At 70.4% G+C, this 24,442-nt stretch carries 23 protein-coding genes and 2 pseudogenes; 6 read left to right on the forward strand and 19 right to left on the reverse strand.

The features are described 5' to 3' along the window. The 11 genes from ABFX55_RS20740 to ABFX55_RS20790 form a co-directional block, all read right to left on the reverse strand. Entirely contained in the window at positions 1–804 is an 804-nt protein-coding gene (locus tag ABFX55_RS20740) for a carbohydrate ABC transporter permease (protein ID WP_183645416.1), read from the reverse strand. Further along, entirely contained in the window at positions 801–1,736 is a 936-nt protein-coding gene (locus ABFX55_RS20745; protein ID WP_346123371.1) for a carbohydrate ABC transporter permease, read from the reverse strand. The genes ABFX55_RS20740 and ABFX55_RS20745 overlap by 4 nt, the downstream gene beginning before the upstream one ends. Continuing rightward, positions 1,733–2,827: an ABC transporter ATP-binding protein gene (locus ABFX55_RS20750; RefSeq protein ID WP_346123373.1), complete on the reverse strand. Its 1,095-nt coding sequence runs from the start codon at positions 2,825–2,827 to the stop codon at positions 1,733–1,735. Before ABFX55_RS20750 ends, ABFX55_RS20745 begins: the two co-directional genes overlap by 4 nt. After that, on the reverse strand, positions 2,820–3,911 hold the full coding sequence (locus tag ABFX55_RS20755) for an ABC transporter ATP-binding protein (protein ID WP_346123375.1): 1,092 nt from the start codon (positions 3,909–3,911) through the stop codon (positions 2,820–2,822). Before ABFX55_RS20755 ends, ABFX55_RS20750 begins: the two co-directional genes overlap by 8 nt. A 110-nt stretch (positions 3,912–4,021) precedes the next feature. Further along, positions 4,022–5,050 carry a 2-hydroxyacid dehydrogenase gene (locus ABFX55_RS20760; protein WP_346123377.1) on the reverse strand — a complete coding sequence of 343 codons (1,029 nt, stop codon included), beginning with the start codon at positions 5,048–5,050 and terminating at the stop codon, positions 4,022–4,024. Next, a complete protein-coding gene (locus ABFX55_RS20765) occupies positions 5,047–5,652 on the reverse strand; it encodes a histidine phosphatase family protein (RefSeq protein WP_346123379.1) in 606 nt (201 codons plus the stop codon). Before ABFX55_RS20765 ends, ABFX55_RS20760 begins: the two co-directional genes overlap by 4 nt. After that, positions 5,649–7,112 carry an FGGY-family carbohydrate kinase gene (locus ABFX55_RS20770; RefSeq protein WP_346123381.1) on the reverse strand — a complete coding sequence of 488 codons (1,464 nt, stop codon included), beginning with the start codon at positions 7,110–7,112 and terminating at the stop codon, positions 5,649–5,651. The genes ABFX55_RS20765 and ABFX55_RS20770 overlap by 4 nt, the downstream gene beginning before the upstream one ends. Then, positions 7,109–8,536 carry an FGGY family carbohydrate kinase gene (locus ABFX55_RS20775; RefSeq protein ID WP_346123382.1) on the reverse strand — a complete coding sequence of 476 codons (1,428 nt, stop codon included), beginning with the start codon at positions 8,534–8,536 and terminating at the stop codon, positions 7,109–7,111. Before ABFX55_RS20775 ends, ABFX55_RS20770 begins: the two co-directional genes overlap by 4 nt. 12 nt (positions 8,537–8,548) lie before the next feature. After that, positions 8,549–9,787 carry a sugar ABC transporter permease gene (locus tag ABFX55_RS20780; RefSeq protein WP_346123384.1) on the reverse strand — a complete coding sequence of 413 codons (1,239 nt, stop codon included), beginning with the start codon at positions 9,785–9,787 and terminating at the stop codon, positions 8,549–8,551. Further along, positions 9,784–10,551, reverse strand: coding sequence for an ATP-binding cassette domain-containing protein (locus tag ABFX55_RS20785; protein WP_183645423.1), 768 nt, complete (start codon positions 10,549–10,551; stop codon positions 9,784–9,786). The genes ABFX55_RS20780 and ABFX55_RS20785 overlap by 4 nt, the downstream gene beginning before the upstream one ends. Beyond that, positions 10,552–11,613 carry a substrate-binding domain-containing protein gene (locus tag ABFX55_RS20790; RefSeq protein ID WP_346123386.1) on the reverse strand — a complete coding sequence of 354 codons (1,062 nt, stop codon included), beginning with the start codon at positions 11,611–11,613 and terminating at the stop codon, positions 10,552–10,554. A 179-nt stretch (positions 11,614–11,792) separates the two neighbouring features. Between ABFX55_RS20790 and ABFX55_RS20795 the strand changes: the two genes are divergently transcribed. Beyond that, entirely contained in the window at positions 11,793–12,578 is a 786-nt protein-coding gene (locus ABFX55_RS20795) for a DeoR/GlpR family DNA-binding transcription regulator (protein ID WP_346123387.1), read from the forward strand. A 28-nt stretch (positions 12,579–12,606) separates the two neighbouring features. Here the strand turns inward: ABFX55_RS20795 and ABFX55_RS20800 are convergent, their stop codons facing one another. Both ABFX55_RS20800 and ABFX55_RS20805 read right to left on the reverse strand, forming a co-directional pair. Next, positions 12,607–13,035 carry a hypothetical protein gene (locus tag ABFX55_RS20800; protein WP_346123389.1) on the reverse strand — a complete coding sequence of 143 codons (429 nt, stop codon included), beginning with the start codon at positions 13,033–13,035 and terminating at the stop codon, positions 12,607–12,609. 57 nt (positions 13,036–13,092) lie between these two features. Further along, on the reverse strand, positions 13,093–14,853 hold the full coding sequence (locus ABFX55_RS20805) for an alpha/beta hydrolase (protein ID WP_346123391.1): 1,761 nt from the start codon (positions 14,851–14,853) through the stop codon (positions 13,093–13,095). A gap of 158 nt (positions 14,854–15,011) precedes the next feature. Here ABFX55_RS20805 and ABFX55_RS20810 point away from each other — a divergent pair, with 158 nt between their 5' ends. Both ABFX55_RS20810 and ABFX55_RS49865 read left to right on the forward strand, forming a co-directional pair. Further along, positions 15,012–15,644 carry a DUF2278 family protein gene (locus ABFX55_RS20810; protein ID WP_346123392.1) on the forward strand — a complete coding sequence of 211 codons (633 nt, stop codon included), beginning with the start codon at positions 15,012–15,014 and terminating at the stop codon, positions 15,642–15,644. Positions 15,645–15,691: 47 nt separating this feature from the next. Then, a pseudogene (locus ABFX55_RS49865) lies at positions 15,692–15,970 on the forward strand (substrate-binding domain-containing protein); the annotation flags it as partial. Positions 15,971–16,058: 88 nt separating this feature from the next. On the opposite strand, the pseudogene ABFX55_RS49870 reads toward ABFX55_RS49865, so the two are convergent. After that, positions 16,059–16,581: pseudogene (locus tag ABFX55_RS49870) on the reverse strand (transposase family protein); the annotation flags it as partial. 122 nt (positions 16,582–16,703) lie between these two features. Here ABFX55_RS49870 and ABFX55_RS20825 point away from each other — a divergent pair. Beyond that, positions 16,704–17,234: a GNAT family N-acetyltransferase gene (locus tag ABFX55_RS20825; RefSeq protein ID WP_346123396.1), complete on the forward strand. Its 531-nt coding sequence runs from the start codon at positions 16,704–16,706 to the stop codon at positions 17,232–17,234. Positions 17,235–17,313: 79 nt separating this feature from the next. Here the strand turns inward: ABFX55_RS20825 and ABFX55_RS20830 are convergent, their stop codons facing one another. The 4 genes from ABFX55_RS20830 to ABFX55_RS20845 all read right to left on the reverse strand — a co-directional run bounded on the left by ABFX55_RS20830 (position 17,314) and on the right by ABFX55_RS20845 (position 20,007). After that, positions 17,314–17,910, reverse strand: a complete 597-nt coding sequence (locus tag ABFX55_RS20830; protein WP_346123398.1) for a 2OG-Fe(II) oxygenase — start codon at positions 17,908–17,910, stop codon at positions 17,314–17,316. A gap of 21 nt (positions 17,911–17,931) precedes the next feature. Then, positions 17,932–18,420, reverse strand: coding sequence for a methylated-DNA--[protein]-cysteine S-methyltransferase (locus tag ABFX55_RS20835; RefSeq protein ID WP_346123400.1), 489 nt, complete (start codon positions 18,418–18,420; stop codon positions 17,932–17,934). 88 nt (positions 18,421–18,508) lie between these two features. After that, on the reverse strand, positions 18,509–19,351 hold the full coding sequence (locus ABFX55_RS20840; protein WP_379478985.1) for an NAD-dependent protein deacetylase: 843 nt from the start codon (positions 19,349–19,351) through the stop codon (positions 18,509–18,511). Between the two features lie 101 nt (positions 19,352–19,452). Further along, the gene (locus ABFX55_RS20845; protein ID WP_346123403.1) at positions 19,453–20,007 is read right to left on the reverse strand and encodes a TetR/AcrR family transcriptional regulator; all 555 of its coding nucleotides are present in this window, start codon (positions 20,005–20,007) and stop codon (positions 19,453–19,455) included. 54 nt (positions 20,008–20,061) lie between these two features. On the opposite strand from ABFX55_RS20845, the gene ABFX55_RS20850 reads away from it, so the two are divergent. After that, a complete protein-coding gene (locus tag ABFX55_RS20850; protein ID WP_346123405.1) occupies positions 20,062–23,172 on the forward strand; it encodes a bifunctional cytochrome P450/NADPH--P450 reductase in 3,111 nt (1,036 codons plus the stop codon). On the opposite strand, the gene ABFX55_RS20855 is transcribed toward ABFX55_RS20850, so the two are convergent. Continuing rightward, entirely contained in the window at positions 23,151–23,771 is a 621-nt protein-coding gene (locus ABFX55_RS20855; RefSeq protein WP_346123407.1) for a TetR/AcrR family transcriptional regulator, read from the reverse strand. The two genes, ABFX55_RS20850 and ABFX55_RS20855, sit on opposite strands and share 22 nt — an antisense overlap. A gap of 68 nt (positions 23,772–23,839) precedes the next feature. Between ABFX55_RS20855 and ABFX55_RS20860 the strand changes: the two genes are divergently transcribed. After that, entirely contained in the window at positions 23,840–24,427 is a 588-nt protein-coding gene (locus ABFX55_RS20860; RefSeq protein ID WP_346123409.1) for a hypothetical protein, read from the forward strand. The last annotated feature ends 15 nt before the right edge of the window (positions 24,428–24,442 follow it).

Genomic DNA, 24,442 nt, shown 5'->3' on the forward strand with positions numbered 1-24,442 from the left:
TCAGACCCTCCCCATGGAGAAGCCCTTGGCTATGTAGTTCCTGACGAACCAGATGACGATCGCGCCCGGGATGATCGTCAGCACGCCCGCCGCGGCCAGCAGTCCCCAGTCGACGCCCGCCGCGCTCACGGTCCTGGTCATGGTGGCCGCGATGGGCTTGGCGTCGACGGAGGTGATGGTCCTGGCGATGAGCAGTTCGACCCAGCTGAACATGAAGCAGAAGAAGGCGGTGACGCCGATCGCCGAGCGGATCATCGGCAGGAAGATGCGGATGAAGAAGCGCGGCAACGAATAGCCGTCGATGGCCGCCGTCTCGTCGATCTCGCGTGGAATTCCCGACATGAAGCCTTCGAGGATCCATACGGCGAGCGGCACGTTGAAGAGCATGTGCGCGATGGCGACCCCGAGGTGCGTGTCGAAAAGGCCGACGCTCTGGTAGATCTGGAAGAAGGGCAGCAGGAAGACGGCGGGCGGCGCCATCCTGTTGGTCAGCAGCCAGAAGAACAGGTGTTTGTCACCGGCGAATCTGAAGCGCGAGAACGCGTACGCCGCGGGAAGTGCCACGATCAGCGACATGACCGCGTTCATGGACGTGTAGAGAATCGAGTTGAGATAGCTCGAATACCACACGTCGTTGGTGAAGAACGTCTCGTAGTTCTCCAGCGTCACCCGCTGCGGAATGAGCGAGAAACTGCCGAGGATGTCCTCGTTCGGCCTGATGGACATGCCGAACATCCACAGCAGCGGCAGCATGAGGGTGGCGGCGTACAGCCAGAACACCGTGCGCGCCCATGGCAGCCTCATCGCCCGCTCCTCGTCAGCACGGTGAAGAAGACGTACGAGATGATCTGCACGATGAGGAAGTAGAGCAACGAGAACGCGCCCGCGGGGCCGAGGTCGAACTGCCCGACGGCGATCTTCGACAGCAGGATGCTGAGGAAGGAGGTGGCGTTGCCGGGCCCGCCGCCCGTCACCACGAAGGGCTCGGTGTAGATCATGAAGCTGTCCATGAAGCGGAGCAGGACGGCGATGGTCAGCACGCCGCGCAGGCGGGGCAGCTGGATGTGGCGGAAGGTGGCCCACGCGGAGGCGGCGTCGATCTGCGCGGCCTGGTAGTAGGGGTCGGGGATCGAGCGCAGGCCAGCGTAGGCCAGCAGCGCCACCAGCGGCGTCCAGTGCCAGACGTCCATGAGCAGGACGGTGATCCAGGCGTCGGTGGAGTCGAGCGTGTAGTTGAACCCGATGCCCAGCACGTTGTTGATCGTCCAGCCGCCCAGGCCGATGTCGCCGCGGGCGAAGATCTGCCAGATGGTGCCGACCACGTTCCACGGGATGAGCAGCGGCAGCGCGACGACGACCAGGGCCACCGACACCGACACCCCGCGCCGCGGCATGCACACCGCGATCGCGACGCCGAGCGGGATCTCCACCAGCAGCACCTGGGCGGAGAACAGCAGGGTCCTCAGGAAGGCGGCGCGCACCTCGGGGTCGCGGGAGATGGACCTGAACCAGTCGAGCCCCACGAAGATCCGGTCGGTGGGGGTGAAGATGTCCTGCACGGAGAAGTTGACGACGGTCATCAGCGGGATGACCGCGGTGAACGCGACCGACACCACGACGGGCAGCACCAAGAACCAGGCGCGGTTGTTCTTCGGCTTCAGGTCGGCCTGCCTGCCGCGAGCCTCCTCTCGCGGCGCGGCCTCGGCGACGGCGTCCTCGGCTAACTGGCTGGTCACGCTCCCTGGCCCCCTTCGAGCGGCGCTATGGACCCGCACCTCACCTCGTCCCTGAACAGGAACGCCCCGTCGGCGGCGAAGTGGAAGAACTCGACGGCGCCGGGCGTGTGGTGGGAGCCCGCGTCCACCTTGGCGACCAGGTCGTGGCCGTCCACGTCGGCGCGGACCAGGTGGTAGGCCCCCATGCGGTCCACGCCCTTCACCCGCGCCTTCACGCCGGGCGTCTTCCGCTCGGCGCTGACGCGCACGAACTCGGGCCTGACGCCGACGCGCACGGGACCGGGCGGCAGCTCGCCGACGGCCCTGCCGATCACCGCCTCCCCCACTCTGACCAGCCCGCCGGCGACCTCGGCCGGCAGCACGTTCATGCCGGGCGATCCGATGAAGTGGCCGACGAACTCGTGGGCGGGCGACAGGAACAGCTCGGCGGGCGTGCCTGACTGGACGACCTCTCCGTCCTTGAGCACCACCACCTCGTCGGCGAAGGTCAGCGCCTCGGTCTGGTCGTGCGTGACGTAGATGAGCGTGTGGCCGGTGTCGCGGTGGATCTCCTTCAGCTTGCTCCGCAGGGTCCACTTCAGCGCGGGGTCGATCACCGTGAGCGGCTCGTCGAGCAGCACGGCGGCGACCTCGGAGCGGACCAGGCCCCTGCCCAGGCTGACGATCTGCTGCCGGCCCGGATCCAGCCTGCGCGACCTGCGGTGGAGATGCTCGTCGAGCCCCAGCAGCTGCGACACCCTGCGTACGCGCTGGTCGATCTCGGCCTTGGGATACCTGCGGTTGCGCAGCGGGAAGGCGAGATTGTCGTAGACCGACATCTGCTCGTACAGCACGGGGAACTGGAAGACCTGCGCGATGTTGCGGCCTGCCGTCGGCACCGAGGTCACGTCGCGGTCGCCGAACCAGATCCGCCCCACGGTCGGGGAGAGCAGGCCGGAGACGATGTTCAGCAGGGTGGTCTTGCCGCACCCGCTCGGCCCGAGCAGGGCGTAGGCCCTGGCCTCCCGCCAGGTCCAGGTCATCGGCTTGAGCGCCCAGGTCCTGCCGCCGTCGTAGCTGTGCCCCACGCCCTCGAGGCGGATGTCAGCCATGCAGATCCACCTCCGCCGCCGAAGCGGCCAGCAGGTCCCCGCCTGCCTCGTCGAAGATCAGGACGTGGGCGGGGTCGACGTAGGCGGTCGCCTGCTCGCCGGGGGTGAACAGCCGGGTGCCCGGCAACTGGGCGACGAGGTGGGTGCCGCCCCGCAGCAGCAGGTGCAGGAAGGTCGCGCTGCCCGTCACCTCGGCCAGGCGGATCTCCGCCGGGAAGGCGAGCGCGCCGGGCCCGGCCCGCTCGATGCTCACCTGGTGCGGGCGGACGCCGAGGACGACGCGCTCGGCCCTGGCGTGCGCCCGCGGAGCTTCGAAGGAGGCGCCCATGCACTCGATCCATCCGTCGCGCACGACGCCGGGCAGGAGGTTCAGCGGCGGATCGCTGAGCGTCGCGGCGACGGCCAGCGTGGGCGGCCGGTCGTACATGTCCGCGGCCTCGCCGACGTGCCGTACCCGGCCCTCGCCGAGGACCACTGTGGGCGCCGCGAAGCCGAGCGCCTCCGCGGGATCGGACGTCGAGTAGAGGACCACGCCCTTCGACTGGCCGAACATGCTCTTGAGGTCGCCCCTCAGCTGCTCCCTGAGCTTGTAGTCGAGGTTGGCGAGCGGTTCGTCGAGCAGCAGCACGTCCACGGGCCTGGCCAGCGCCCTGGCGATGGCGGTGCGCTGCTGCTGGCCGCCCGACAGCTCGGACGGCCTGCGTGGCAGCAGGTCGCCGATGCCCATGAGCTCGGCGACCTCGCGTACCCGCCGGTCGACCCGGCCCTTGGGAAAGGCGCGGTCGAGACGGAGCGGGGAGGCGATGTTCTCGTGGACCGTCAGCGAGGGGTAGTTGATGAACTGCTGGTAGACGAAGGCCACCGAGCGCTTTCGCACCGAGATCGAGGCGACGTCTTTCCCGTCGACAATGACCCGGCCTGCGCTTGGCGGGTGCAGGCCTGCCACGACCCGCATCAGCGTCGTTTTCCCCGCGCCCAGCGGACCGATGAGCACGGTCATTCCGCTGGATAATTCGAGGTTTATGTCGTCGAGCCAGATCTCGTCACGTTGTCGTACGCAAACACCGTCAAGAACCAGCGCCATCGAGCCCGGTCCTCTCTCCCGGTGCAAGATTGTTTACTGGGTGCCGCTCCTCCATCTAACATGACAAGCAAGTGCGTGCCTAGAGTAAATGTCTGGTGCGAAATCTCCGGTTAACGGAGCCGGAATACCTCCGGGTTGGCGCAGTGGGCGAGCGGCTCTCCGCGCAGGTAGCGGCCCACTTCGGCGGCCACGATGCGGGCGGCGTTGCCCGCCGTCTCCTTGCTCGCCCCCGCCAGGTGCGGCGTCATGACCACGTTCGGCGCGGTGAGCAACCTGGAGTCCTTCGGCAGCGGCTCCTCGGGGAAGACGTCGAACGCCGCGGCGAACAGCTGTCCCGACTCCAGCGCGTCGCAGACCGCCTCGTAGTCGACCAGGCTGCCCCTCGCGCAGTTGACCAGCACCGATCCTCTGGGCATGACGGCCAGCTGCCTCGCGCCGATCATGCCGGCGGTCTCGGGGGTGGCCCTGGCGTGCAACGACACCACCAGCGACCTCGACAGCAGCTCCTCCAGCGACGAGACCCGCTCGGCCAGGCCGTCCTGCTCGGCGTAGGGGTCGAAGACCAGCACCCGCGCGCCGAACCCGGCCAGCATCCTGGCCACCCTGCGGCCGATGGCGCCGTAGCCGACCAGGCCGACCGTCGCGCCTTCCAGCTCGGGGCCGACGCTGTCGTAGGTGTAGTAGTCGCCGCGCCAGACGCCGGAGACGAGCTCGCCGTGGGTGGCCGGGATGCGCCGGATCGCGGCGAGGATCATGCCCATCGTGTGCTCGGCCGTGGCGGTGGCGTTGCGGCCGGGGGCGTAGCAGACGGCGACGCCGTGTCTGGTGGCCGCTTCCAGGTTGGCGTTGACCGGCCCGCCTCTCCCCACGCAGAACAGGCGCAGCTCCGGTGAGGCGGCGAGGATCCGCTCGGTCAGCGGCGCCATCTGGGTGAGGCAGATCTCCACCCCGCGCAGCGCCTCGATGAGCTCCTCCTCGCCTCCCGACGCCTCGCGCACCTCGGCGACCGGGCCGAACGGCTCGACCGGCCACGGCAGGGTCAGCTCGGAGAGCTCCAGGTCGCCGACGCCTTCGAGAGCTTCGGCGAACAGGCGGTTGAGGACGAAGTGGTCGCCTGCGGCGAGGACACGGGTGGTCATGAGAGGGCTCCGTTGAGCTGGAGGAGGGCGATGTCGCCGTCGCGGAGGGCGATCTCGGTCAGGGCCCCGTTGCTCAGGAACGGGAACAGCCGCCGGTACTCGCGCAGCGGCACCCCGATGAGCCCGCACAGGGCGAGCCTGATGATCGTGGTGTGCGCGACCACCAGCACGCGGCCCTCGGGATGCTCGGCGGCGATGTCGTACAGGCACTCGGTGAAGCGCTGGGCGGCCTTGACGGGGTCCTCGCCGCCCGGCAGGTGGTGGGCGACGGGGTCGGTGGTGAACGCCTCGCGCGCCTGAGGGAAGCGGCTGCTCATCTCGGCGGCCGTGAGCCCCTCGGCCTCGCCGAAGGCCAGCTCGCGCAGCCGCTCGTCGACGCGCAGCGGGACGCCGGCCGCCTCGGCGCACGGCTCGGCCGTGAGCCTGGAGCGCGACAGCGTGGAGGCCCACACCGCCGACAGCTGCGCGCCCTCGGCCCATGCGGCGAGCTTGGCGGCCTGCCGTACGCCCAGCGGGGTCAGCGCGATGTCGCTGATGCCCGCGTAGCGGTTCTCGGCGTGCCACACCGACTCTCCATGACGGACCAGGACCAGGCGGGTCATCGGGTTGTCCTCTCGTGTGCGTGCGCGGCGACCTCGGCGGGCAGCCACTGCCTGCGCGCCAGCTCGTCGACCAGGCGCAGGTAGGCGTCGTCGAATCGGTCGGCAGAGCCGGGGCGGGGGTCGATCGTGGCGCGGACGCGGACCATCTCCGCGGCCACGTCGGCGACCCTGCGGCCTGGCGAGGCGGCCAGCACCGCCATGCCGAGCGCGGGTTCGGCGTTCTCGGGGAGCGTGACCTGCCTGCCCAGCACGTCGGCGCGCAGCTGGCACCAGTACGCGCTGCGCGTCGCGCCGCCCGTCAGGGTGAGCGCGCCGTCCACGGGAGCGCCGAGCTGGTCCAGGTAGTCGAAGCAGAGCCGTTCGACGAAGGCGACGCCCTGCAACAACGCGGCGAAGTGCTCGGCCTCGTCGGCCACCTCGCCGAGGAGGAACCCTCTGGCCTGGGGCGCGACGAAGGGGAAGCGCTCCCCGGCCGAGACGAGCGGATAGGCGAGCGGCCTGGCCGGTTCGCGTCCTGCGGCCGCGGCGCTCAGCTCGTCGAGGTCGCGGCCGGGGAAGTCGCGGGCGATCGCGCCTGAGCCCGTGCTCGACGCGCCGCCCGGCAGCCAGCCGCCGTCGGGCGCCCTGTGCGAGTAGACCGCGCCCAGGGGGTCGCGGACCAGCTCGCGGGTCACCCCCTTGATCACCAGGGTGGTGCCGAGCACGGAGTTCCAGCTGCCGGGGGTGAGCGCGCCCGCGCCGAGCTGGGCGGCGCAGCCGTCGGTCGCCCCCGCGATGACGGGGGTGCCCTCGGGCAGGCCGGTGAGCTCGGCCGCCGCGGCGCAGACCGTGCCGAGAACCGTGCCCGAACGGACCAGGAAGGGCAGCGTCTCGCCCGGCACGCCGAGCGTGGCGAGCACGTCCGAAGGCCAGTCCTCCTCGATCAGGTGCGCTCCTGTCTTGAGCGCGCTGCTGAGGTCGGTGGGCACCTCGTGGCCGACCAGGCGGCGGTTGACGAAGTCGCTCTGGTGCAGCAGCCTGACGCCGTTCCAGCCGTACTCGTCGAGCAGCCAGAGCAGTTTCGGCAGCGCCCACGCGGCCTGCATGCGGCGGTAGCCGAGCTGGGACCAGACGTGGCCGCCCACCTCGTTGATCTTGTCCACCTGGGCGGCGGCGCGGGTGTCGTCGTACATCAGGCCGGGCGTGAGCGGGCGGCCCTGCGTGTCGGCGAGCAGGACGGTGCCGGAGGTGGCGTCCACCGCCACGCCGCGCACCTCGGCGTCCGGCACGTCGGCCAGCGCCTCGGCGCAGGCCAGCGCGGTCGCGTGCCACCACTGCTCGGGGTCCTGCTCGTGCCGCTCGCCTTCGCGGTGGCTGGTCAGCTTGCGCGTGCCCATGCCCGCGACCCTGCCCTCGCCCGTGACGGCGAGCGCCCTGACGCTCTGCGTGCCGAGATCCAGCCCGACCCAGACGCCGCTCACCTGCCGCTCCTGACGCTCTCCCTGACGCGCAGGAACCGCTCGAACAGCTCGTCGTACGGCCCCGCGGCCGGGTCGAGCGCCTGCCGTACCCGGGGTTCGGGCACCTTGGCCAGTGCGCCGGTGGCCAGGCCGCCGAGGACGTAGGCGCCTCTGGCGCCCGCCTCCTCGTCGGCCGTGCGCAGCACGGGCAGGCCCGTGACGTCGGCGATGAGCCGCGTCCACACCTCGCTGGCCGCGCCGCCTCCGCAGACGCGCAGCTCGGTGGGCCTGACATGGGAGGCGGTGAGGCAGTCTCTGATGACCATGCTGAGGCCTTCCATGACCGCGCGGGCCAGATGCTCGCGGCGGTGCTCGAAGGAGAGGCCGACGAACGCGCCTCTCGCGAACGGATCGAGGAAGGGGGCGCGCTCTCCGGCGGGCGACAGGTAGGGAAGGAACACCAGCCCCTCCGCGCCCGCGGGCGCCAGGGTGGCCAAGTCGCCGAGGTCGGCGGGGTGGCTCAGGCCGAGCATCTCGCAGGCCCAGCCGATCACCTCGCCGCCCGCCAGCGTGGGGAAGGCCCGCAGGTGGAGCCCGGGCAGCCCGAGTGCGACGGTCAGGCCCGAGGCCCGCTCGCCCAGCTCCACCCGGTCGGTGACGATCTCCGTGCACAGCGTCGTGCCGAGGATCGTGCACGCCTGGCCTGGAGTGACGGCGCCGACGCCGACCGCGGTGGAGGCGATGTCGTAGGAGGACAGCACGACGGGGGTGCCCGTGGGCAGGCCGAGCCCCTGCGCGGTCAGCGGCGCGGCCCTGTCCTCGTCGTCGAGCTGCTCGGGCAGCAGCGGGGCGGCCCACTCCAGGTCGTAGAGAGCCAGCAGCTCGGCGGAGTAGCGCCCCGTGGCCAGGTCCGTGAACGGCGCTGAGGCGTCGGAGCTGTCGGCCGCGACCCTGCCGGTGAGCTTGGAGAACAGCCAGCCGCCGCAGGTCAGCGCGGTCGCCGAGCGTTCGAGCCGCTCGGGGTCGTGCTGGCGCAGCCACGCCAGGACGGCGTTGGGCAGACCCGCGAAGGTCAGCGAGCCGTTGCGGTGAAAGGCCCGCTCCAGCACGCCCGCCTCGGTCCAGTCCGCGACGAAGGCGGCCGCGCGGGCGTCGTTCCAGAGGATGGCGGGCCCCGTCGGCTCTCCGTCGGGACCGACCAGCCAGCAGCCGTCGCCCTGCGCGGTGACCGCGACGTAGTCGACGGGCCCGGCCATGCCCTCGACCACCTCGCGCACGCAGGAGACGACCGCCTCCCACACCGCGTTCATGTCCTGCTCGGCCCAGCCGGGACGGGGCCTGGTCACGGTGGTGGCCCTGCGCGCCACCACCGCCTCGGCGCCCTCCTCGTCGTAGCCGACCGCTTTGATCATCGTGGTGCCGGCGTCGACACAGACCACTGCCATCGCTCGCTCCCCCTACGCCCTGCCGTGGGAGACCCGCGACCTGCGGGCCACCGAGTCCACGGCCACCGCGAGCAGCAGGACGGCGCCGGTGACCATGAAGCGGAAGGAGGAGTCGAGGTTGAGCAGGGTCAGCCCGCTGGAGATGGACTGGATCACCACGATGCCCAGCAGCGCGGCGAAGGCCGTACCCCTGCCGCCGAACAGGCTGGTGCCGCCGATGACGGCGGCCGCGATGGCGTTGAGGTTGACGTCGCCGCCTCCGCTGCTCTGGTTGACCGCGGCGAGCCTGGCCGCGGCCAGCACGCCGCCGACGGCGGCGAGCGTCGTGCACAGCACGAACGCGGAGGTGTAGACGGCCCTGACGTTGATGCCCGCGCGCCTGGCCGCCTCGGCGTTGCCGCCGACCGCGTAGATCGACTTACCGAACTTGGTACGGCCGAGCACGTAGTGCATGACCAGCACCAGCGCGAGGAACAGCACGAACATCCAGCCCACGCCGCGGGTCTGGTTGAGATACCAGACGACCACGCCGAGGCCGATGAGCACCAGGACGCTCCTGGCCACCAGCAGTTGGGTGGAGACCGCCGACAGCGAGGCCTGCCTGCGCCGCCTGGCGTGGGCGTACCCGCTGGCGAACAGGCCCGCCGCGGCCACCACGACGAACACGTACGACAGCCACACCGGCACGAAGGCCAGCTGCGCGAAGGCGACCAGGCCCGAGTCGAACGGCAGGTTGATCGAGCCCTTGGCGCCCAGCATCCACAGCTGCACGCCGAGCAGGCCCAGCAGTCCCGCCATGGTGATGACGAAGCTCGGCACGCCGAACCTGTTGAAGATCTGCCCGTAGACCCAGCCGATCGCGCAGCCGATCACGATCGCGGCCAGGATCGCCAGCCAGACCGGCAGCCTCCTGTCCACGAAGAACACCGCCATGACCGCGGAGGTCAGGCCGCTGACCGAGCCGACCGACAGGTCGATCTGGCCGACGAGCAGCACGACCACCACGCCCAGCGCGATGATGCCGACAGGGGCGCACTCCAGTGTGAGGTTCACCAGGTTGACGCTGGACAGGAAGATCGGGTTGAGCGCCTGGAACACCGACCAGATCACGATCAGCCCGATGACGACGGGCAGGACGCCCAGGTCGCCGCCGCGGACCCGGTCGAGCAGGCCCTCGGCGGCGCCGCGCAGGCCCTGCCTGCCGATCAGCCGCTCGTCCTTCAGGTCCGTCGGAGTCTCGAGATCGGTCATTGGCGGAGCCTTTCCTGCGATTGCGCGCGGCGGGTCACCACGTTGTCGGTGGCGCCGGTGATCGCCGCGATGATGTCCTCCTGGGACACCTCGCCGACGGCGAAGGTCCCGTTGTTACGGCCGAGCCGCAGCACCGCCACCTTGTCGGCGACGGCCTTCACGTCGGCCATGTTGTGGCTGATCATGATCACGCCGAGACCGCGGTCGCGCAGCCGTTCGATCAGGTTGAGCACCTCCGCCGTCTGCGCGACGCCCAGCGCGGCCGTCGGCTCGTCCAGGATGACCACCTTGGGATCGGCCAGCAGCGACCTGGCGATGGCCACGGTCTGCCGCTGTCCGCCCGAGAGCGAGGCCACGGGGGTGCGCACCGAGGGGATCTTCGCGGAGAGCTGGCGCAGCAGCTCCCACGAGCGGACCTCCATCGCCACGTCGTCCAGGCGCAGCGCGCGCAGCTCCTGGCCGAGGAAGAGGTTCTCGATCACATTGAGGTTCTCGCACAGCGCCAGGTCCTGGAAGACCGTGGCGATGCCGAGACGGTGGGCGTCGGCGGGGGTGGCGATGTGCGCCTGCCCGCCCTCGAAGGTGATCGTCCCGGAGTCGGCGGCGTGGACGCCGGAGAGGATCTTGACGAGGGTGGACTTGCCCGCGCCGTTGTCGCCGACGATCGCGACGACCTCACCGGCTTCGACGTCGAGGTCGATGCCGGTGAGCGCGGCGACGGCGCCGAAGGTCTTGGTGATGCCGCTCAGGGACAGGATGGGCATCTACTTGATCCCGAGCTTGTCACAGGCGGCCTTGTAGTCGGGGGTGCACACCTCCGACACCTTGAGCGCGCCGCCGGGACCGAGCAGTTCCTTCGCCACGTTCTCCTGGGTCACCACGGTCGGGGTGAACAGCTCGGAGGGGGTGTCGAACAGCGTGGTCTTACCCGCAGGCTTCTTGCCCTGGGCGAACTCGTTCGCGACCACCGCCGCCGCCTCGGCCACGATCTTGATCGGCTTGGAGATGGTGTTGTACTGGTCGCCGTTGATGATCCGCTGGACCGCGGCCAGCTCGGCGTCGTTGCCGCTGACCGGCGGCACGGGGGTGTCGGCGGCCTTGAACGCGGCGATCGCGCCGCCGCCGGTGCCGTCGTTGGCGGCGACCACTCCGCCGATCTTGCCGGGGAACTGGGCGATCTGACCGCTGACCCACTCCTGCGCCTTGTTGGGCTGCCAGCCTGGGGTGTCGTACTCGGCCAGCAGCTTCAGGCCGCTGGAGTCGACCGCGCTGTGGATGCCCTTCTTGATCAGCTGAGCGGCTGCGTCGGTGGGCGAGCCGTTCACGACGAGCAGGCCGCCGTCGCCGCCCTTCTTCTTCACCTCTTCGACGAGCGACTGTGCGATGAGGGAGCCGATCTTCTCGTTGTCGAACGACACGTAGTAGTCGGCCTTGGCGGCCGGGATCGGCCGGTCGTAGGCGATGATCGGCACCTTCTGCGCCTGCGCCGACTGGACGATCGTCGCGGCGGCCGCGGAGTCGACGGGGTCGATCACGATCGCCTTGACGCCCTGGGCCAGGGCGGAGTTGGCCTGCTGCTGCTGCTTGGCGGCGTCGGCTCCGGCGTTCTGGTAGAGCACCTCGCAGGTCGGGCAGAGCTCCTTCATCTTCGCCTTGAACAGCGGCGCGTCGTAGAGCTCGTAACGGGTGGAGGCGATGTCCGGCATGAGGAAGGCGATCTTCGCACCTTGGGCGGCGCTCTCGCCCTGCCCTGCCGACGTGGTGGTGGACGAACAGGCGGTGGCCGCCGCCAGCGCGACGGCGACCGCGAAGGTGACCCTCTTCATGACTGCTCCTTGGCTCATCGACGAGAGGTCTGGGTGTGTGTTGTGGTGTGAGGAACACAACACCCGAAGGGCCAAATATGTCAAGAGTCTGATAACTACAACATACGGACATGTGAGAACTTACGGCGACATCTCGTGTTACCTTTAGCACCGACTTCACACTGATCAGGAGGCGACTCGTGGCAGACGGCGACCCCGCGCTCGGCCCAAGGGAACGCCGCGACCAGATCCGCCAGCTCGTCGCGAGCGAGGGCTTCGTCCGCATGGAGCAGCTCGCCGAGGCCCATGGCGTGAGTCTGATGACCATCCACCGTGACCTCGACGTGCTGCAGAGCGAGGGATGGCTGCGCAAGGTACGCGGCGGCGCGACGGCCCAGCCGTCCGCGCTCTACCACGGCGACGTGCGTCATCGCGTGCAGGCGATGTCCGAGGCCAAACGGCTGCTCGCCGAGGAGGCGGTCGCGCTCGTCGAGCCCGGCGCCTCGGTCATGATCGACGAGAGCACGACAGGCCTGGCCGTCGCCGGACTGCTGCCGGCCAGGGGGCCCGTCACGGTGATCTCCAACTTCCTCGCGGTGGTCAACCTGCTGGCCGGCGAGGCCACCATCGACCTCATCGCGCTGGGCGGGGCCTACTACCCGGCCTACGACGCCTTTCTCGGCATGCGCACCACCGAAGCGATTCGGTCACTGCACGCGGACGTGCTGTTCATGTCCACCACGGCGGTGACCAACGGGCACTGCTACCACCAGTCGCAGGAGACGGTGGCGGTGAAGCGGGCGCTGATGGAGTCGGCGAGCAAGAAGGTGCTGCTGATCGACCACACGAAGTTCAGCAAGCGAGGGCTGCACCAACTGGCACCGCTGACCGCCTTCGACCTGGTGATCGTGGACAGCGACGCCCCCGAATCCGACCTCGCCCCACTACGCGCAGCCGGCGTCCCTTTGAAAATCGTTTCGAACTGAGCCTCATCGGTTCAGTGCTCTTGGTGGATCAACGGTCGGCTGGCGCAGGCGTCCCGTCGGGCCAGACGCAGGGAGAAGTTGCGGCGAGATAGAGATCGTCACCTGCCGACCAGGTGAGTGCCAGAATGAACTCGTCGGGTCGGGATTCTCCTCCGATGCTTGGATGACCGACCTGCCACCCCCCAGTGGACGTGATGACATGCCCCTGTCGCTCCCAGAAAGCGTGAACCTGCCTGGCGATGTTCATGTTCTCGCTACTGGGCACGTCTCGAAGCCAATAGGCCCGATTGACCACCACTTGGTTCTCCGACTTCCCTTCATCCAGGCACATGCTGAACGGGACCGACGATTGGATGAGTTCCAGTCGTGGCTTGGGACTGAGCGCAGCAGCAGTCTCAGCTACGAGCTGGTCTACGCGGGCAAGAGCTTGCGCCTGAGTCATGGTCGGTTCGTTCATCGTGCACCCCGAAAGGAGAAGGATGAGGATCACAAAGAGAGCTCGGGACAAGGCGATTCACCTGTTCGGCTTAAAAGCCAGGTCGGGGGCCAATTCGGGCATCAGGAGCTGGGGGCGTTCATTGAGCGGTGCAGGATGGTCGAGTTCGTCCCTCTGTCCATTGATGATGCGGCCCATGTTCCGCAAGGACACAGAGTCTTGGTTCCAATAGCTGCTGTGGGCCGAGGTGTAGACGTCTCGTCCGACTGGGAAGTGCTTGGCGCCGAAGGAGGAGTTGCCCGGGTCGGCGCCGAAGCGGCCGAGCGCGGCGACTGGATCGTTGCCGGCCTCCCCGACCCAGACGTTGTGCGGCCTGACGCCCAGTTGGGAGGCGTGATCGACGCCAACGCCCGGACTGCCGACGAAGATGAACTCGTCAGCCAGCCTTCCCGGGCGAAGGACTGCGGCGTGGCCGGTGGTGAGGGAGCCGTAGCTGTGGCCGACGACGACGGCCCTCGCTGTACCCGACGGAACATGGGCGGCGCGCAAACCGTCGGCGAAGGCGGCGAGCGCGGCTCCTCCCTTGGCGGCCGCTCTCTCGAAGGCCACGGACTTGTCCGGGTCGAGGAGGCCAGGGTCGATCTGAGGAGCGTCGTAACCGAGCCACGTGATCGAGGCGACGACCTGCTTCCCGCTGGTCTTCGTGGCCTGTTGCCAGAGGGCGCGGGAGCGTTGGAGGTCGCCTGGGGCGGCGTCCAGGCCTGAGGTGAGGCCGGAGACGGAGGTGACCGTGGTGTCGGCGGTGTCGGGGTCACCCCAGGAGACGATGAGTCGTCCCTGTCCGTTCACGTCGAAGGCCAGCAGCAGGGGTGGCGGGTGTCCAGGGACCGGCTGGAGTTCCCTTTCGATGTTCTCGATGCGGCGGAGCTGGTTGGCGAGGCGTTCCCAGCCGCCGAACAGGGTGGGGTCGTCGAGGCGGTCGAGTTCGGCGGCGGCGGCGTCGAGCCTGCGCTTCAGCGCGGCCTTCTGGCCGGCGAGTCCCAGCCGGTTCGAGCGGTCGCGGACGCTCGCGGGCAGGCCGTTGAGCAGGCCGAGCCCCGGCAGGCGGATCAGCTGCTCCCGGCTGCCCTGCGTCAGCGTGTGCCACCAGGCGTGGACGCGGGCGGCCAGGCCGGGATCCTCGCCCCTGTCCTGGAGGTCGAGCAGGCGGGTGACCGCGTCGCCGTCGCCGCCGGCGACGCGGGCGAGCAGGGCCTGGGCGGCGGCGGGGTCCGTGGCGTGGGCGGCGAACAGGTCGTGGGCCGCGAGACCGGCGGGCAGCGACGTGCCTGGAACGGTCTGCTGGATGCGGGTGAGGCGGCGGCGCAGGTCGGCGCTGTGGGTGGTGGACCAGTCGGCGATCCTGCCCAGGGTGTGGCCGGGTTCGGCGGGCAGGCCGTGGGCGGAGAGTTCGGCCGCCAGGCGGGTGCCCGCCGCCGAGAGGGCCTGGCCGGCGTGTTCGAGCGCCGAGGTCAGGGCGGACATCGCCAGGGGGTCGATGCCCTGGAAGGTGCCGGGGGTCGCGCTCATGGTGGTGACCGAGGTGGTCAGCGCGGGGAGGGCGGGGGCGGGTCCGCCCTGCCGTACGACCAGGTGGGCCAGGGTGGTCAGGGCGACGGTCAGCGAGGACTGCAGGCCGGCGCGGTGGCGGGCGAGGGCGGCGGTGAAGGCGGGGGCGCCGCCGCCGACCCAGGCGTGCGACCGCATGAGGCGCATGGCGGTGTCGAGGTGGGTGTGGTGTTCGGCGGCGAGCGCCGCTGCTCGCCCGTACGCCCCGAGGGCTGCCGTGTGATCCGCCATGACGCGGTCCAGGATGGCAGGACGGCGGGCCGCCTCTCAGGTGATCGTCGACTCACCCGCATTGCTGGGGAAATGCGGTGAGTACGGCGTACTCAGGCGCGGGAGCGGTCCAGGCCCGATACTGCTGCTGAACCGCCAGGAGGAAAGGACGTGACGGCGTGCCACTCGACCGGTACGGCGTGCTCGTGGGGACCGCGCGCCGCCACTTCCGCGACAGGCCCGACACGCAGGGCCGCTGGTTCCATGTGAACATCGAGGTCAGCGCGCCGCTCGGCGTCCACCGCTGCGCGGTCGACGTCGACAGCAAGCAGTCGGCCACCGGCGTCCGGTGGAGGGCGTTCACGATCGCGCCCGGCGCGCTGGGACCGGCGGCCCACCTGGCGGGGGGCTTCCACGAGCTGGCCCGCGACCGGAACTCGGGGGCGCTCGACTACTACCGGCACCCGGCCCTCGTGGAGGGCGACGGGTCGTGGGTCTCGGGGACGAACCTGGACGCCGCGCGGGCCCTGGAGCCCCTGCTCACTCCAGGGCGGCGCGTGCTGGTCTTCGGCGAGCCGTTCGACGAGGGTCTGGGTGTGCACAACATCCACCAGAACCAGGGCGACCCGTACGGCTCGCAGTGGTGGGACGAGAACGGCATCTGGCAGGACGGCGCCACACTGACCGAGCGGCCCGACGGCGGTTTCGACGTCTTCGTCTCCAGGTTCTCCACGCAGTCGGACCGCACCGACGACGACGGCCACCCCGTCCCGAGCGACCTCAGGTCAGCAGGACGCTCCCTGCCAGGGTGAGGTAGCCGGCCGACAGGCCGACGAAGGTGACGTTGTCCGTCCACCTCATGGTGCTGGCGCGGCCGGACAAGCTCGAGACGAGCGCGGTCTCGGCCGCCGCGGAGATCCTCGATCACCGGCCCGACGCCGTCTACGTGCCGCCGCGGTGGCTGGCCTCAGGTCTGCTGCGGGTGGCGAGGGAGCGTGGGGTCGACGTGCCCGGCGACCTGCTCGTCTCCGTCGGTGTCGACAGCCATCTGGCCCGCACCAGCGACCCGCCGCTCACGGCGGTCGATCTCGACCCCGCGGCGACGGCGAGGCAGGCCGTCGACCTCCTCATCCATCGCATCGAGGAGGGCGAGCCCGCAGGGCCCCGCCTCATCCCCACCACCCTCCACCCGAGGGCCCGGGCCTCAGGGCCTAGACGAGTAAACAACCCTGGCCGGCGACGATCAGCAGCCCGGGCCGGTCGACGAGCAGGTCAGGATCGTGATCGAGAACAGCCAGCAGCACCTGCCGTTCGTCGATCTTCGGGGGGCCAGGGCCCAGGTGACCGGCAGTCCGGCCGGTGTGCAGACCAGGTGTAGCCGCAGGCCCCAGAACCAGCGGGAGTGGGAGCGGCAGTAGCCGTAGCCGGCCCAGCCGGCCAAGTCCGAGCGCTGCGTGGTGGGGCGGGAACGGCCGCATTCGACCGGGGTGGAATCGACCACCCACACCAACTCGGCCCAGAGGTCGGTGTCACGGCCAAGACCCGGATTGCGCGCTGGAGCAGCGGCAGGGCGTTGCACAGTCGTTTGTTGTAGCCGGATTGGCCGGGCAGGTAGGGAAATGCGCCGGGCAGGTGTCGGGGGACGAACCGCAGCCGGCCTGCCTCGGAACGGACGCCGAGCAGGACCTGGGCCACCGCCAGGGTCAGTAACTCGGCATCGGTCAGCTTCGGTGGGCGTCCGATACGGGGTGGCCCACACCAAACGACTTAGGACTTACTCGTCTAGGCGTTTCTTTCGAATCACGGCCTGGCCGTCCCTGCCGTGAGCGGCCGCCGCTCGGGGCCGCGGCCGTCTGCTGTTGACTGCCGGGATGAACATCGACTCGACGGGCACGAGTACGCAGGAATCGGTCCGGGTGCGGCGCTTCCACGAGGGCGACTCGGTGGAGGAAGTGACCCTCCTGCTCCACCGTGCGTACGCGGACCACGCCGCAGCCGGGCGGATCTTCTTCGCCTCCTACCAGTCTCCGGAAGACACCCGGCATCGCCTGAGCAAGGGCGAGTGCTGGATCGCAACGAGAGATGACGCGCTGGTCGGGACCGTCACCGTGTCCGCCCCCCACGCCGCTCCCCCCGGCTATCCCGCACCTGAAGGAGCGGGGTCGTTCTGGCAACTGGCGGTGGATCCGTCGCAGCGGGGAAGCGGGCTGGGACACCGGCTCCTGACACTGGCGGAGTCCAGGATGGCCGCCCTGGGTTCGACACACGCCGTCATCGACACCTCCTCAGCAGCGGAAGACCTCGTGGCCTGGTACCGCCGGCGCGGATACGTGCCGATCGGGACATGGCGGTGGGACGTCACCAACTACGACAGCGTCGTCCTCGCGAAGACCTTGCCCTGAGAATCGCGCCTTCGGCGACCGATCCGCGCCCGCCGCGCATCAGTCGACGACGTATCCGGACGACGATCAGCCTGGGCGGTCAGGCCGCGTCGTGGAAGACCAGGCCGAGCGTGTGCCGCAGGCCCCGCCGCACGGTGCTGACGCCGTGCCGTACGGGCGCGGCCGACCAGCCGCGCGCCGAGCGCACGGGCCTGTCACGGGTGGTGAAGATCAGGCCGTGGCCCTGCCGCAGCAGCGTCACCGTGCCGCGGGACTGGGCGCGCGGACGCTGCTCCACCAGCAGGAACTCACCGCCGTCGTAGTCGTCGCCCGGCCTGTCCAGGCCGATCACGACCTGCAGCGGGAAGACCAGGTCGCCGTACAGGTCGCGATGCAGGGCGTTCCAGTCGCCCTCGCGGTAGCGCAGCAGGATCGGGGTGGGCTTGGTCTGTCCCGCCGCGTGGCACATCTCCAGCCAGTCCTCCAGGCTGTCGGGCCAGGGGGCGGGCTTGCCCAATCTCGCGGCCCAGTCCCTGGCGATGGGCAGCAACCTCGGATAGAGCGTGCTGCGCAACTCCTGGACAAGGTCGGGGAAGGGCTGGGCGAAGTAGCGGTACTGCGCCTCGGTGAGGAGCGGGCCCGTGGGCGCACACCCGTAGGCGTCCATCTCCTGCGCCCATGCCTCAGGATTCATCATGGTCATCCTTCCGTGGAGGGGTCACACGAACAGCGGCTGGAGCGCGCCCTCGTGGGTGAGCAGGAGCCGCTTGCGCTCCAGTCCGCCCGCGTATCCGGTCAGCGACCCCGTCGCGCCGATGACGCGGTGGCAGGGCCTGACGATCAGCAGCGGGTTGGCGCCGATCGCCGCGCCGACGGCGCGGATGCGGTCCTTCGGCGCGCCGATCCGCTCGGCGAGCTGTCCGTAGGTGATCGTGGTGCCATAGGGAACGCTCTCCACCGCGCTCCAGACCTTCCGCTGGAACGGCGTGCCCCCTCCGGCCAGGGGCAGGTCGAAGTCGCGCAGGTCGCCGTCGAAGTAGGCGCGCAGCTGGCCGATGATCGCGGCGAACGCCGCCGCGTCCTCGGTCCACCCGGGCTGGACGGCAGCGGCCCACGTCAGCGACGTCAGCCGTACGCCGTCGGTGTCCTTGTCCCCGGTGAGCAGCAACAGGCCCAGCGGGCTCTCGGTCGTGGTGTAGACGGTCATCTCTCCTCCTCGCCTTGTATAACGCGATTCCAGCCGCCGACCTCGGCGGTTTTCGGACCTCGCGCTGGGAGGTGGGAGAGGTGACGGGCTAAGGAATTCTGGCGACGCCGCCGGATGACTCCAGCTCGCAACCGAACCTCGCCAGCAACGCGGTGAGGGTGGGGCCGAGCGGGGCGTCGAGGGCAAGGTGGGCGTCGTCGTCGCCGCGCGTGGGGCCCTGGTTGACGATCACGACGGGTACGCCGTGGTCGGCGGCCCGCCGTACGAACCGGTAGCCGGACATCACGGTCAGCGAGGAGCCCAGTACCAGCAGCAGGCCGGCCTGCTCGGTCAGCTCGTAGCACTCCGCGACGCGGGGGCGCGGCACGTTCTCGCCGAAGAAGATGACGTCGGGTTTGAGCAGGCCGCCGCAGCCGGCGCAGTCGACGGTCTCGAACGCGCCGATCTGGTCGTCGGCGAGGACGGCGTCGCCGTCGGGATTGATGGCGTCGGCGGCGCCGAGCCAGCCTGGGTTGGCCGCGTTCAGCCGCTGCTCGAGCCACTCCCTCGAGGTGCGCTCCCCGCAGGACAGGCAGACCACGCGGTGGAGGCTGCCGTGCAGCTCGACCACCTGCTCCGCGCCCGCCGCCTGGTGCAGGCCGTCCACGTTCTGCGTGATGATGCCGCTCACCAGGCCCATCGACTGCAGGCCCGCGACGGCGCGATGGCCGGCGTTCCAGCCGGCGTGCGCGATGTGCCGCCATCCCAGGTGGCTGCGAGCCCAGTACCGCTGCCTGGCTGCGGCGCTGCCGACGAAGGCCTGGTAGGTCATCGGCTCCGCCCTGCGCCTGCGGCCTGTCTCGCCCCGGTAGTCGGGGATTCCCGACTCCGTCGACAGCCCGGCTCCGCTCAGGACGACCACCCCGCCGTCGCCGACGAGGTCGACCAGCATGTCGAACGCGGGGGCCGCCCGGCCCACCTCATCTCGTACCGCCTGCGTCACCCTTCCATGGTGCCCGAAGCCTCGGCTCACCTGCGACGCGGCGTCCCGGCTCAGCGGGGGGCGCGCAGGCCCGCGGTGATCAGGTTGATCGCGGTGTCGAAGGCGAGGTCGCTCTCCTCCTCGGCGATGTGGCCCAGGTTCTCCGCCAGCACGAAGCCCGCGACGAAGGCGTGCAGCACGTCCGCCGTACGCTCCCGCTCGTCCTCCGGCACCTGCGCCGCGTGCAGGATCCGGTCGAGCACCTCCCACATCCCGCCCTGCCTCGGCTTCATGACGTCGGGGTGGTTGTGCACGTACCGCCACAGCCAGGGGTGGGTGCGGGCCAGCCTGCGGAAGGCGTGGGCGAGCGCGCGCAGCTGGTCGGCCCATGGGGCGCCGTCGTCGGGCGGCAGCTGCAGCGTGGGCGCCACGTTGAGGCACAGCGTCTTGATGAGCTCCGTCTTGTTGGCCACGTGGTGGTAGAGGGACATCGGGTTGACGTCGAGCTCGGCGGCGAGCTTGCGCATGGACAGCGACTCCACGCCGCCCGCGTCGATCAGCCGCAGGGCGGTGCCGAGGATCTCCTGAAGGGTCAGGGGTGTCCCCCGCCGTGCGCTCACTGCCATACACCGTATGGTAGCGTCAGCCATACGGTGTATGGCTACTCCTGGGGAGTGCTCATGAAGACGATTCCGGCTCCGCAAGGGCTGCCGTTGCTCGGCAACACGCTGCAGGTGCCCGCGCACGCGCCCGCCCTGCACTTCGAGCAGGTCGCGAAGAGGTACGAGGAGGGGATCTTCCAGCTCGAGCTGGTCGGCCGCCGCGTGCTGTTCGTCTATGACCCCGACCTGGTCGCCGAGGTCAGCGACGAGACCCGCTTCTACAAGGGCATCGACCCCCCGCTGAGCACGGTCCGCGACTTCGCCGGCGACGGGCTGTTCACCGCCAGGCACGACGAGCCGGTCTGGGGTCACGCGCACCGCATCCTCATGCCCGCCTTCAGCCAGCGCTCGATGAAGGCCTACTTCCCGCAGATGCTGGAGGTGGCCGAGCAGCTGACCGAGTCGTGGGCGGGCCGCCAGGGCCAGGACCTGCCGGTGACCGACGACATGACCAGGCTCACGCTCGACACGATCTCCCTCACCGGGTTCGGGTACAGGTTCCGCTCCTTCGACTCTCCCGAGCTGCACCCGTTCCTGCTGGCGATGGGCGGCGCGCTGACCGAGGCCATGCTCCGCCTCCAGCAGCTGCCCATCGTCACCAAAATGAGGCGCAGGCAGGAGCTGGCCTACCGCGACGACATCGCCGTCATGCAGGAGCTGGTCGACGAGGTGATCAGGCAGCGCAGGGCCGAAGGCGGCGGCGGGACGAAGGACCTGCTCGGTCTCATGCTGGAGGCCTCCGACCCGCAGACGGGCGAGCGGCTGTCGGACGAGAACATCCGCAACCAGGTCCTGACCTTCCTCATCGCCGGCCACGAGACGACCAGCGGCCTGCTCTCCTTCGCGATGTACAACCTGCTGCGCGATCCGCACACGCTGGCCAGGGCCTATGACGAGGTCGACAGGCTGCTGCCGGGCGACGAGCCGCCCGCCTACGAGACGATCATGAAGCTCGACGTGATCCCGCGCATCCTGGAGGAGACGCTGCGGATCTGGTCGCCGATCCCCGCGTACGGCGTGAACGCCTACGAGGACACCACGATCGGCGGCTACCCGGTGCCGAAGGGCCAGAAGATCGTCGTGCTGCTGCCGTCGCTGCAGCGCCACCCCAAGGCGTGGGAGCGGCCGGAGGAGTTCGACATCGACCGCTGGCTGCCCGAGAACAAGAAGAACCACCACCCCGCCGCCTACAAGCCGTTCGGCAACGGCGAGCGGGCCTGCATCGGCCGGCAGTTCGCGCTCACCGAGGCGCGGCTGGCGCTGGCGATGATCCTGCGCCGCTTCGCCGTCTCCGACCCCGCCGTCTACCGGATGGAGATCAAGCAGACGCTCACCCTCAAGCCCGAAGGCTTCACGGTCAGGGTGCGCGAGCGCAGGCCGCACGAGCGCTCTGCCGTCCACGAGCTGCCCGCCGAGCAGGCCGACCAGCACGACATCGCGGTCACGGGCGTGGCGCTCACCGTCGCCTACGGCTCCAACCTGGGCACCTGCGCCGACATCGCCGAACGGCTCGCCGAACGGGCCGGCAGGTCCGGCTTCGCCACCACGCTGACCAGCCTGGACGACCTGAAGCCTCCCTCCGAGGGGCTGCTGCTGGTGGTGGCCTCCTCCTACAACGGCAAGGCGCCCGACAACGCCCAGCGCTTCGACGCCCTCGAGGACCTTCCCGACCTCTCAGGCGTACGGCTGGCGCTGCTCGGCTGCGGCAACACCCAGTGGCCCACCTACCAGGACTTCCCCCGCCGCGCCTTCGACAAGCTCACGGCCGCGGGAGCCGTCCCGCTGGTCGAACGTGGAGAGGCCGACGCCGACGGCGACTTCGACGGCGACGTCTCGGCGTGGACGGCGAAGCTGTGGGCGGCGCTGGCGCAGGAGTACAGCGCCTCGGCGGCCGACGCGGGGCCGCGCTACGAGATGGAGGTGCTCACCGAGGCCGAGGTACGGCCCGCCGTGGTGTCGGAGCGCGCCGTCCCGCTGACCGTGGTCTCCAACAGGGAGCTGACCGGCGACCCCACGGGCCTGTGGGACTTCTCGCTGGAGCAGCCGCGCCCAGGCGTCCGCTCGATCGTGGCCGAGCTGCCCGAGGGCGTGGAGTACGAGGCGGGCGACCACCTGGCGGTGTTCGCCAAGAACGATCCCGAGCTGGTGGAGTGGGCGCTGCGCTGCCTGCGCGTCCCGCGCGACAGGGTCGTGCGGCTGCGCGCCCACGGGCACACGCACCTGCCGGTGGACACCCCCGTGACCGCGGGCCTGCTGCTCACCGACTTCGCCGAGCTGCAGGAGGTGGCCACCCGCTCCGACCTGGAGGCGCTGGCCGCGCACACCGGCTGCCCGTGGACAACGAGCCAGCTGGCGGCGCTGACCGCCGACTACGCCGACGAGGTGCTCGCCAAGCGGCTGTCGGTGCTCACGCTGCTGGAGCGCTTCCCCGCCGTGGAGCTGCCGCTGCCGGTCTTCCTCGAGCTCGCGGGGCCGATCAGGCCGCGCTACTACTCGATCTCCTCCTCGCCGCTGGCCGAGCCAGGCAGGGTGCGGATCACCGTGGGGCTCGTGGAGGGGCCGGCCTGGTCGGGCGGCGGCGCCTACCGCGGCATGTGCTCGGCCTACCTGGCGGGGCTGGGCGAGGGCGAGGTCTTCTACGGCTACATCAGGGTGCCCGCGCCGCCGTTCAGGCTGCCTGACGACCCGGCCACGCCGGTCGTCCTCGTCGGGCCTGGCACCGGGTTCGCGCCGCTGCGCGGCTTCATGGAGCAGCGGGCGCTGACCGGGGCCCAGGGCAGGGCCGAGGTGTTCACCGGGTGCCGCCACCCCGAGCACGACCTGCTCTACAAGGAGGAGGTCGAGGCGTGGGCCGCGGCCGAGGGGGTGCGCGTGCACACGGCGTTCTCCGCGGTCGAGGGGCATCCCTACCGGTTCGTCCAGGACGCCGTGGCGGCGCAGGCCGACGCGGTGTGGGAGCTGCTCCAGCAGGGCGCGCACGTCTACGTCTGCGGCGACGGGCTGCGGATGGCGCCGGCCGTACGGCAGGCGCTGCTGGCGATCCACCGCGAGAGGGCGGAGGGCGACGCCGAGGCGTGGCTGGCGGGGCTGGAGGCCGAGGGCCGCTATCAGCAGGACGTGTTCGCCTGATCGCGCAGCCCGGAAAGGAGGGCGCGCACGCCTTCGGTGAGCACCCGCTCGCCCTCCTCCCGCGAGTCGAGGAACCAGCCGGGCAGCGGGCTGCGCAGCGCGTGGGTGAGCTCGATGCCGACGATGCCGTGGATGGTCGTCCACACCAGGTAGGCCGCCCTGTCCGGCTCTCCTGGGCGGCCGAGCCCCGCCTCCTCCACCGCGTCCGCGAGCAGGTGGAAGGTCAGCCCGAGCGCCTCGCGCCGCAGCTCGGGCGAGGGGTCGAAGTCGGGTAGCGGCCGCTCGAACATCAACGCGAAGAGCGAGGGGTCGGCCAGGGCGAACGCGCGGTAGCCCGCCGCCACGGCCATGACGCGGTCGACGGGGTCGCCGCAGGGCGCCAGAGCGGCGGTCAGCGCGTCGCGCAGGGCGTGGAAGCCGTGCAGGTAGATGGCTTCCAGCAGCCCGGCGCGCCCGCCGAAGCAGGTGTAGATGCCCATCGTGGACGTGCCCGCCGCCTCGGCCACCCTCCGCAGCGTCAGGTGCGCGGCTCCCTGCTCGCGAAGGACGCGCACCCCCGCGTCGAGGAGTTCTTTCGAGGTTCTTACGGCCTGGCTCACCCTCTCACCCTAACGGCCTGTAACGCGGATGATAACGAGCGTTATAGCCAACAGAAGGGACCTGCGCCATGCAGCTCTACCGGGTCACGGCGGTGGCGGGCTTCGCCTGTGCCGTCCTGCTGATCGTCAACATCGCCCGCAGGGCGGGACTGCTGCCCGAGACCGCTTTCACCCACGCCCTCGCCCCCTTCGCGCCGCTCACGGGGCTGTTCGCCATCACCGGGATCTACCTGCTCATCCGCCGTACGGCAGGCGGCCTCGGCCTGGCCGGCTACCTGCTCAACGCCGCGGGGCTGGCGGGCGCCTTCGCCATCGAGTACACCCTGCACTTCGTCTTCCCGCTGCTGACTCCCGGCGTGGTGGCAGGGCTGCTGGCAGGAGGGACGGGGCGGGCCTTCCTCGTCACGTCCGTGGTCCTGGTGACGGGGGTGCTGGTGTTCGCGGCGGCGGCGCTGAGGGCCGGGGCGCCGCCCGCGATCGCGGTCGTGCTCTACGCCGCGGGGATGGTGCCGGGCTCGCTGCGCAACGCCGTACCTCTGCCGGTCTACCTGGCGGGCCTGGTGCTCGCCGCCGTCGGTGTCGCCTGGATGGCCTCCAGGCTGTGGTCGGGCGAGCGGGCCGTTCTGGCGCGGCCCGCCGACGCCCTCCCGTCGTAGCGCTCACCGGCTGGG

Source organism: Nonomuraea roseola, assembly GCF_039535395.1.
GTDB classification, from domain to species: Bacteria; Actinomycetota; Actinomycetes; order Streptosporangiales; family Streptosporangiaceae; genus Nonomuraea; species Nonomuraea roseola.

Excerpts from the sequence above, each read along its gene's own strand:
- ABFX55_RS20740 (WP_183645416.1), bottom strand. The coding sequence starts at position 804 with ATGAGGCTGCCATGGGCGCGCACGGTGTTCTGGCTGTACGCCGCCACC.
- ABFX55_RS20750 (WP_346123373.1), bottom strand. The coding sequence starts at position 2,827 with ATGGCTGACATCCGCCTCGAGGGCGTGGGGCACAGCTACGACGGCGGC.
- ABFX55_RS20755 (WP_346123375.1), bottom strand. The coding sequence starts at position 3,911 with ATGGCGCTGGTTCTTGACGGTGTTTGCGTACGACAACGTGACGAGATC.
- ABFX55_RS20760 (WP_346123377.1), bottom strand. The coding sequence starts at position 5,050 with ATGACCACCCGTGTCCTCGCCGCAGGCGACCACTTCGTCCTCAACCGC.
- ABFX55_RS20765 (WP_346123379.1), bottom strand. The coding sequence starts at position 5,652 with ATGACCCGCCTGGTCCTGGTCCGTCATGGAGAGTCGGTGTGGCACGCC.
- ABFX55_RS20775 (WP_346123382.1), bottom strand. The coding sequence starts at position 8,536 with ATGGCAGTGGTCTGTGTCGACGCCGGCACCACGATGATCAAAGCGGTC.
- ABFX55_RS20780 (WP_346123384.1), bottom strand. The coding sequence starts at position 9,787 with ATGACCGATCTCGAGACTCCGACGGACCTGAAGGACGAGCGGCTGATC.
- ABFX55_RS20785 (WP_183645423.1), bottom strand. The coding sequence starts at position 10,551 with ATGCCCATCCTGTCCCTGAGCGGCATCACCAAGACCTTCGGCGCCGTC.
- ABFX55_RS20790 (WP_346123386.1), bottom strand. The coding sequence starts at position 11,613 with ATGAAGAGGGTCACCTTCGCGGTCGCCGTCGCGCTGGCGGCGGCCACC.
- ABFX55_RS20800 (WP_346123389.1), bottom strand. The coding sequence starts at position 13,035 with ATGAACGAACCGACCATGACTCAGGCGCAAGCTCTTGCCCGCGTAGAC.
- ABFX55_RS20805 (WP_346123391.1), bottom strand. The coding sequence starts at position 14,853 with ATGGCGGATCACACGGCAGCCCTCGGGGCGTACGGGCGAGCAGCGGCG.
- ABFX55_RS20825 (WP_346123396.1), top strand. The coding sequence starts at position 16,704 with ATGAACATCGACTCGACGGGCACGAGTACGCAGGAATCGGTCCGGGTG.
- ABFX55_RS20830 (WP_346123398.1), bottom strand. The coding sequence starts at position 17,910 with ATGATGAATCCTGAGGCATGGGCGCAGGAGATGGACGCCTACGGGTGT.
- ABFX55_RS20835 (WP_346123400.1), bottom strand. The coding sequence starts at position 18,420 with ATGACCGTCTACACCACGACCGAGAGCCCGCTGGGCCTGTTGCTGCTC.
- ABFX55_RS20840 (WP_379478985.1), bottom strand. The coding sequence starts at position 19,351 with ATGCTGGTCGACCTCGTCGGCGACGGCGGGGTGGTCGTCCTGAGCGGA.
- ABFX55_RS20845 (WP_346123403.1), bottom strand. The coding sequence starts at position 20,007 with ATGGCAGTGAGCGCACGGCGGGGGACACCCCTGACCCTTCAGGAGATC.
- ABFX55_RS20850 (WP_346123405.1), top strand. The coding sequence starts at position 20,062 with ATGAAGACGATTCCGGCTCCGCAAGGGCTGCCGTTGCTCGGCAACACG.
- ABFX55_RS20860 (WP_346123409.1), top strand. The coding sequence starts at position 23,840 with ATGCAGCTCTACCGGGTCACGGCGGTGGCGGGCTTCGCCTGTGCCGTC.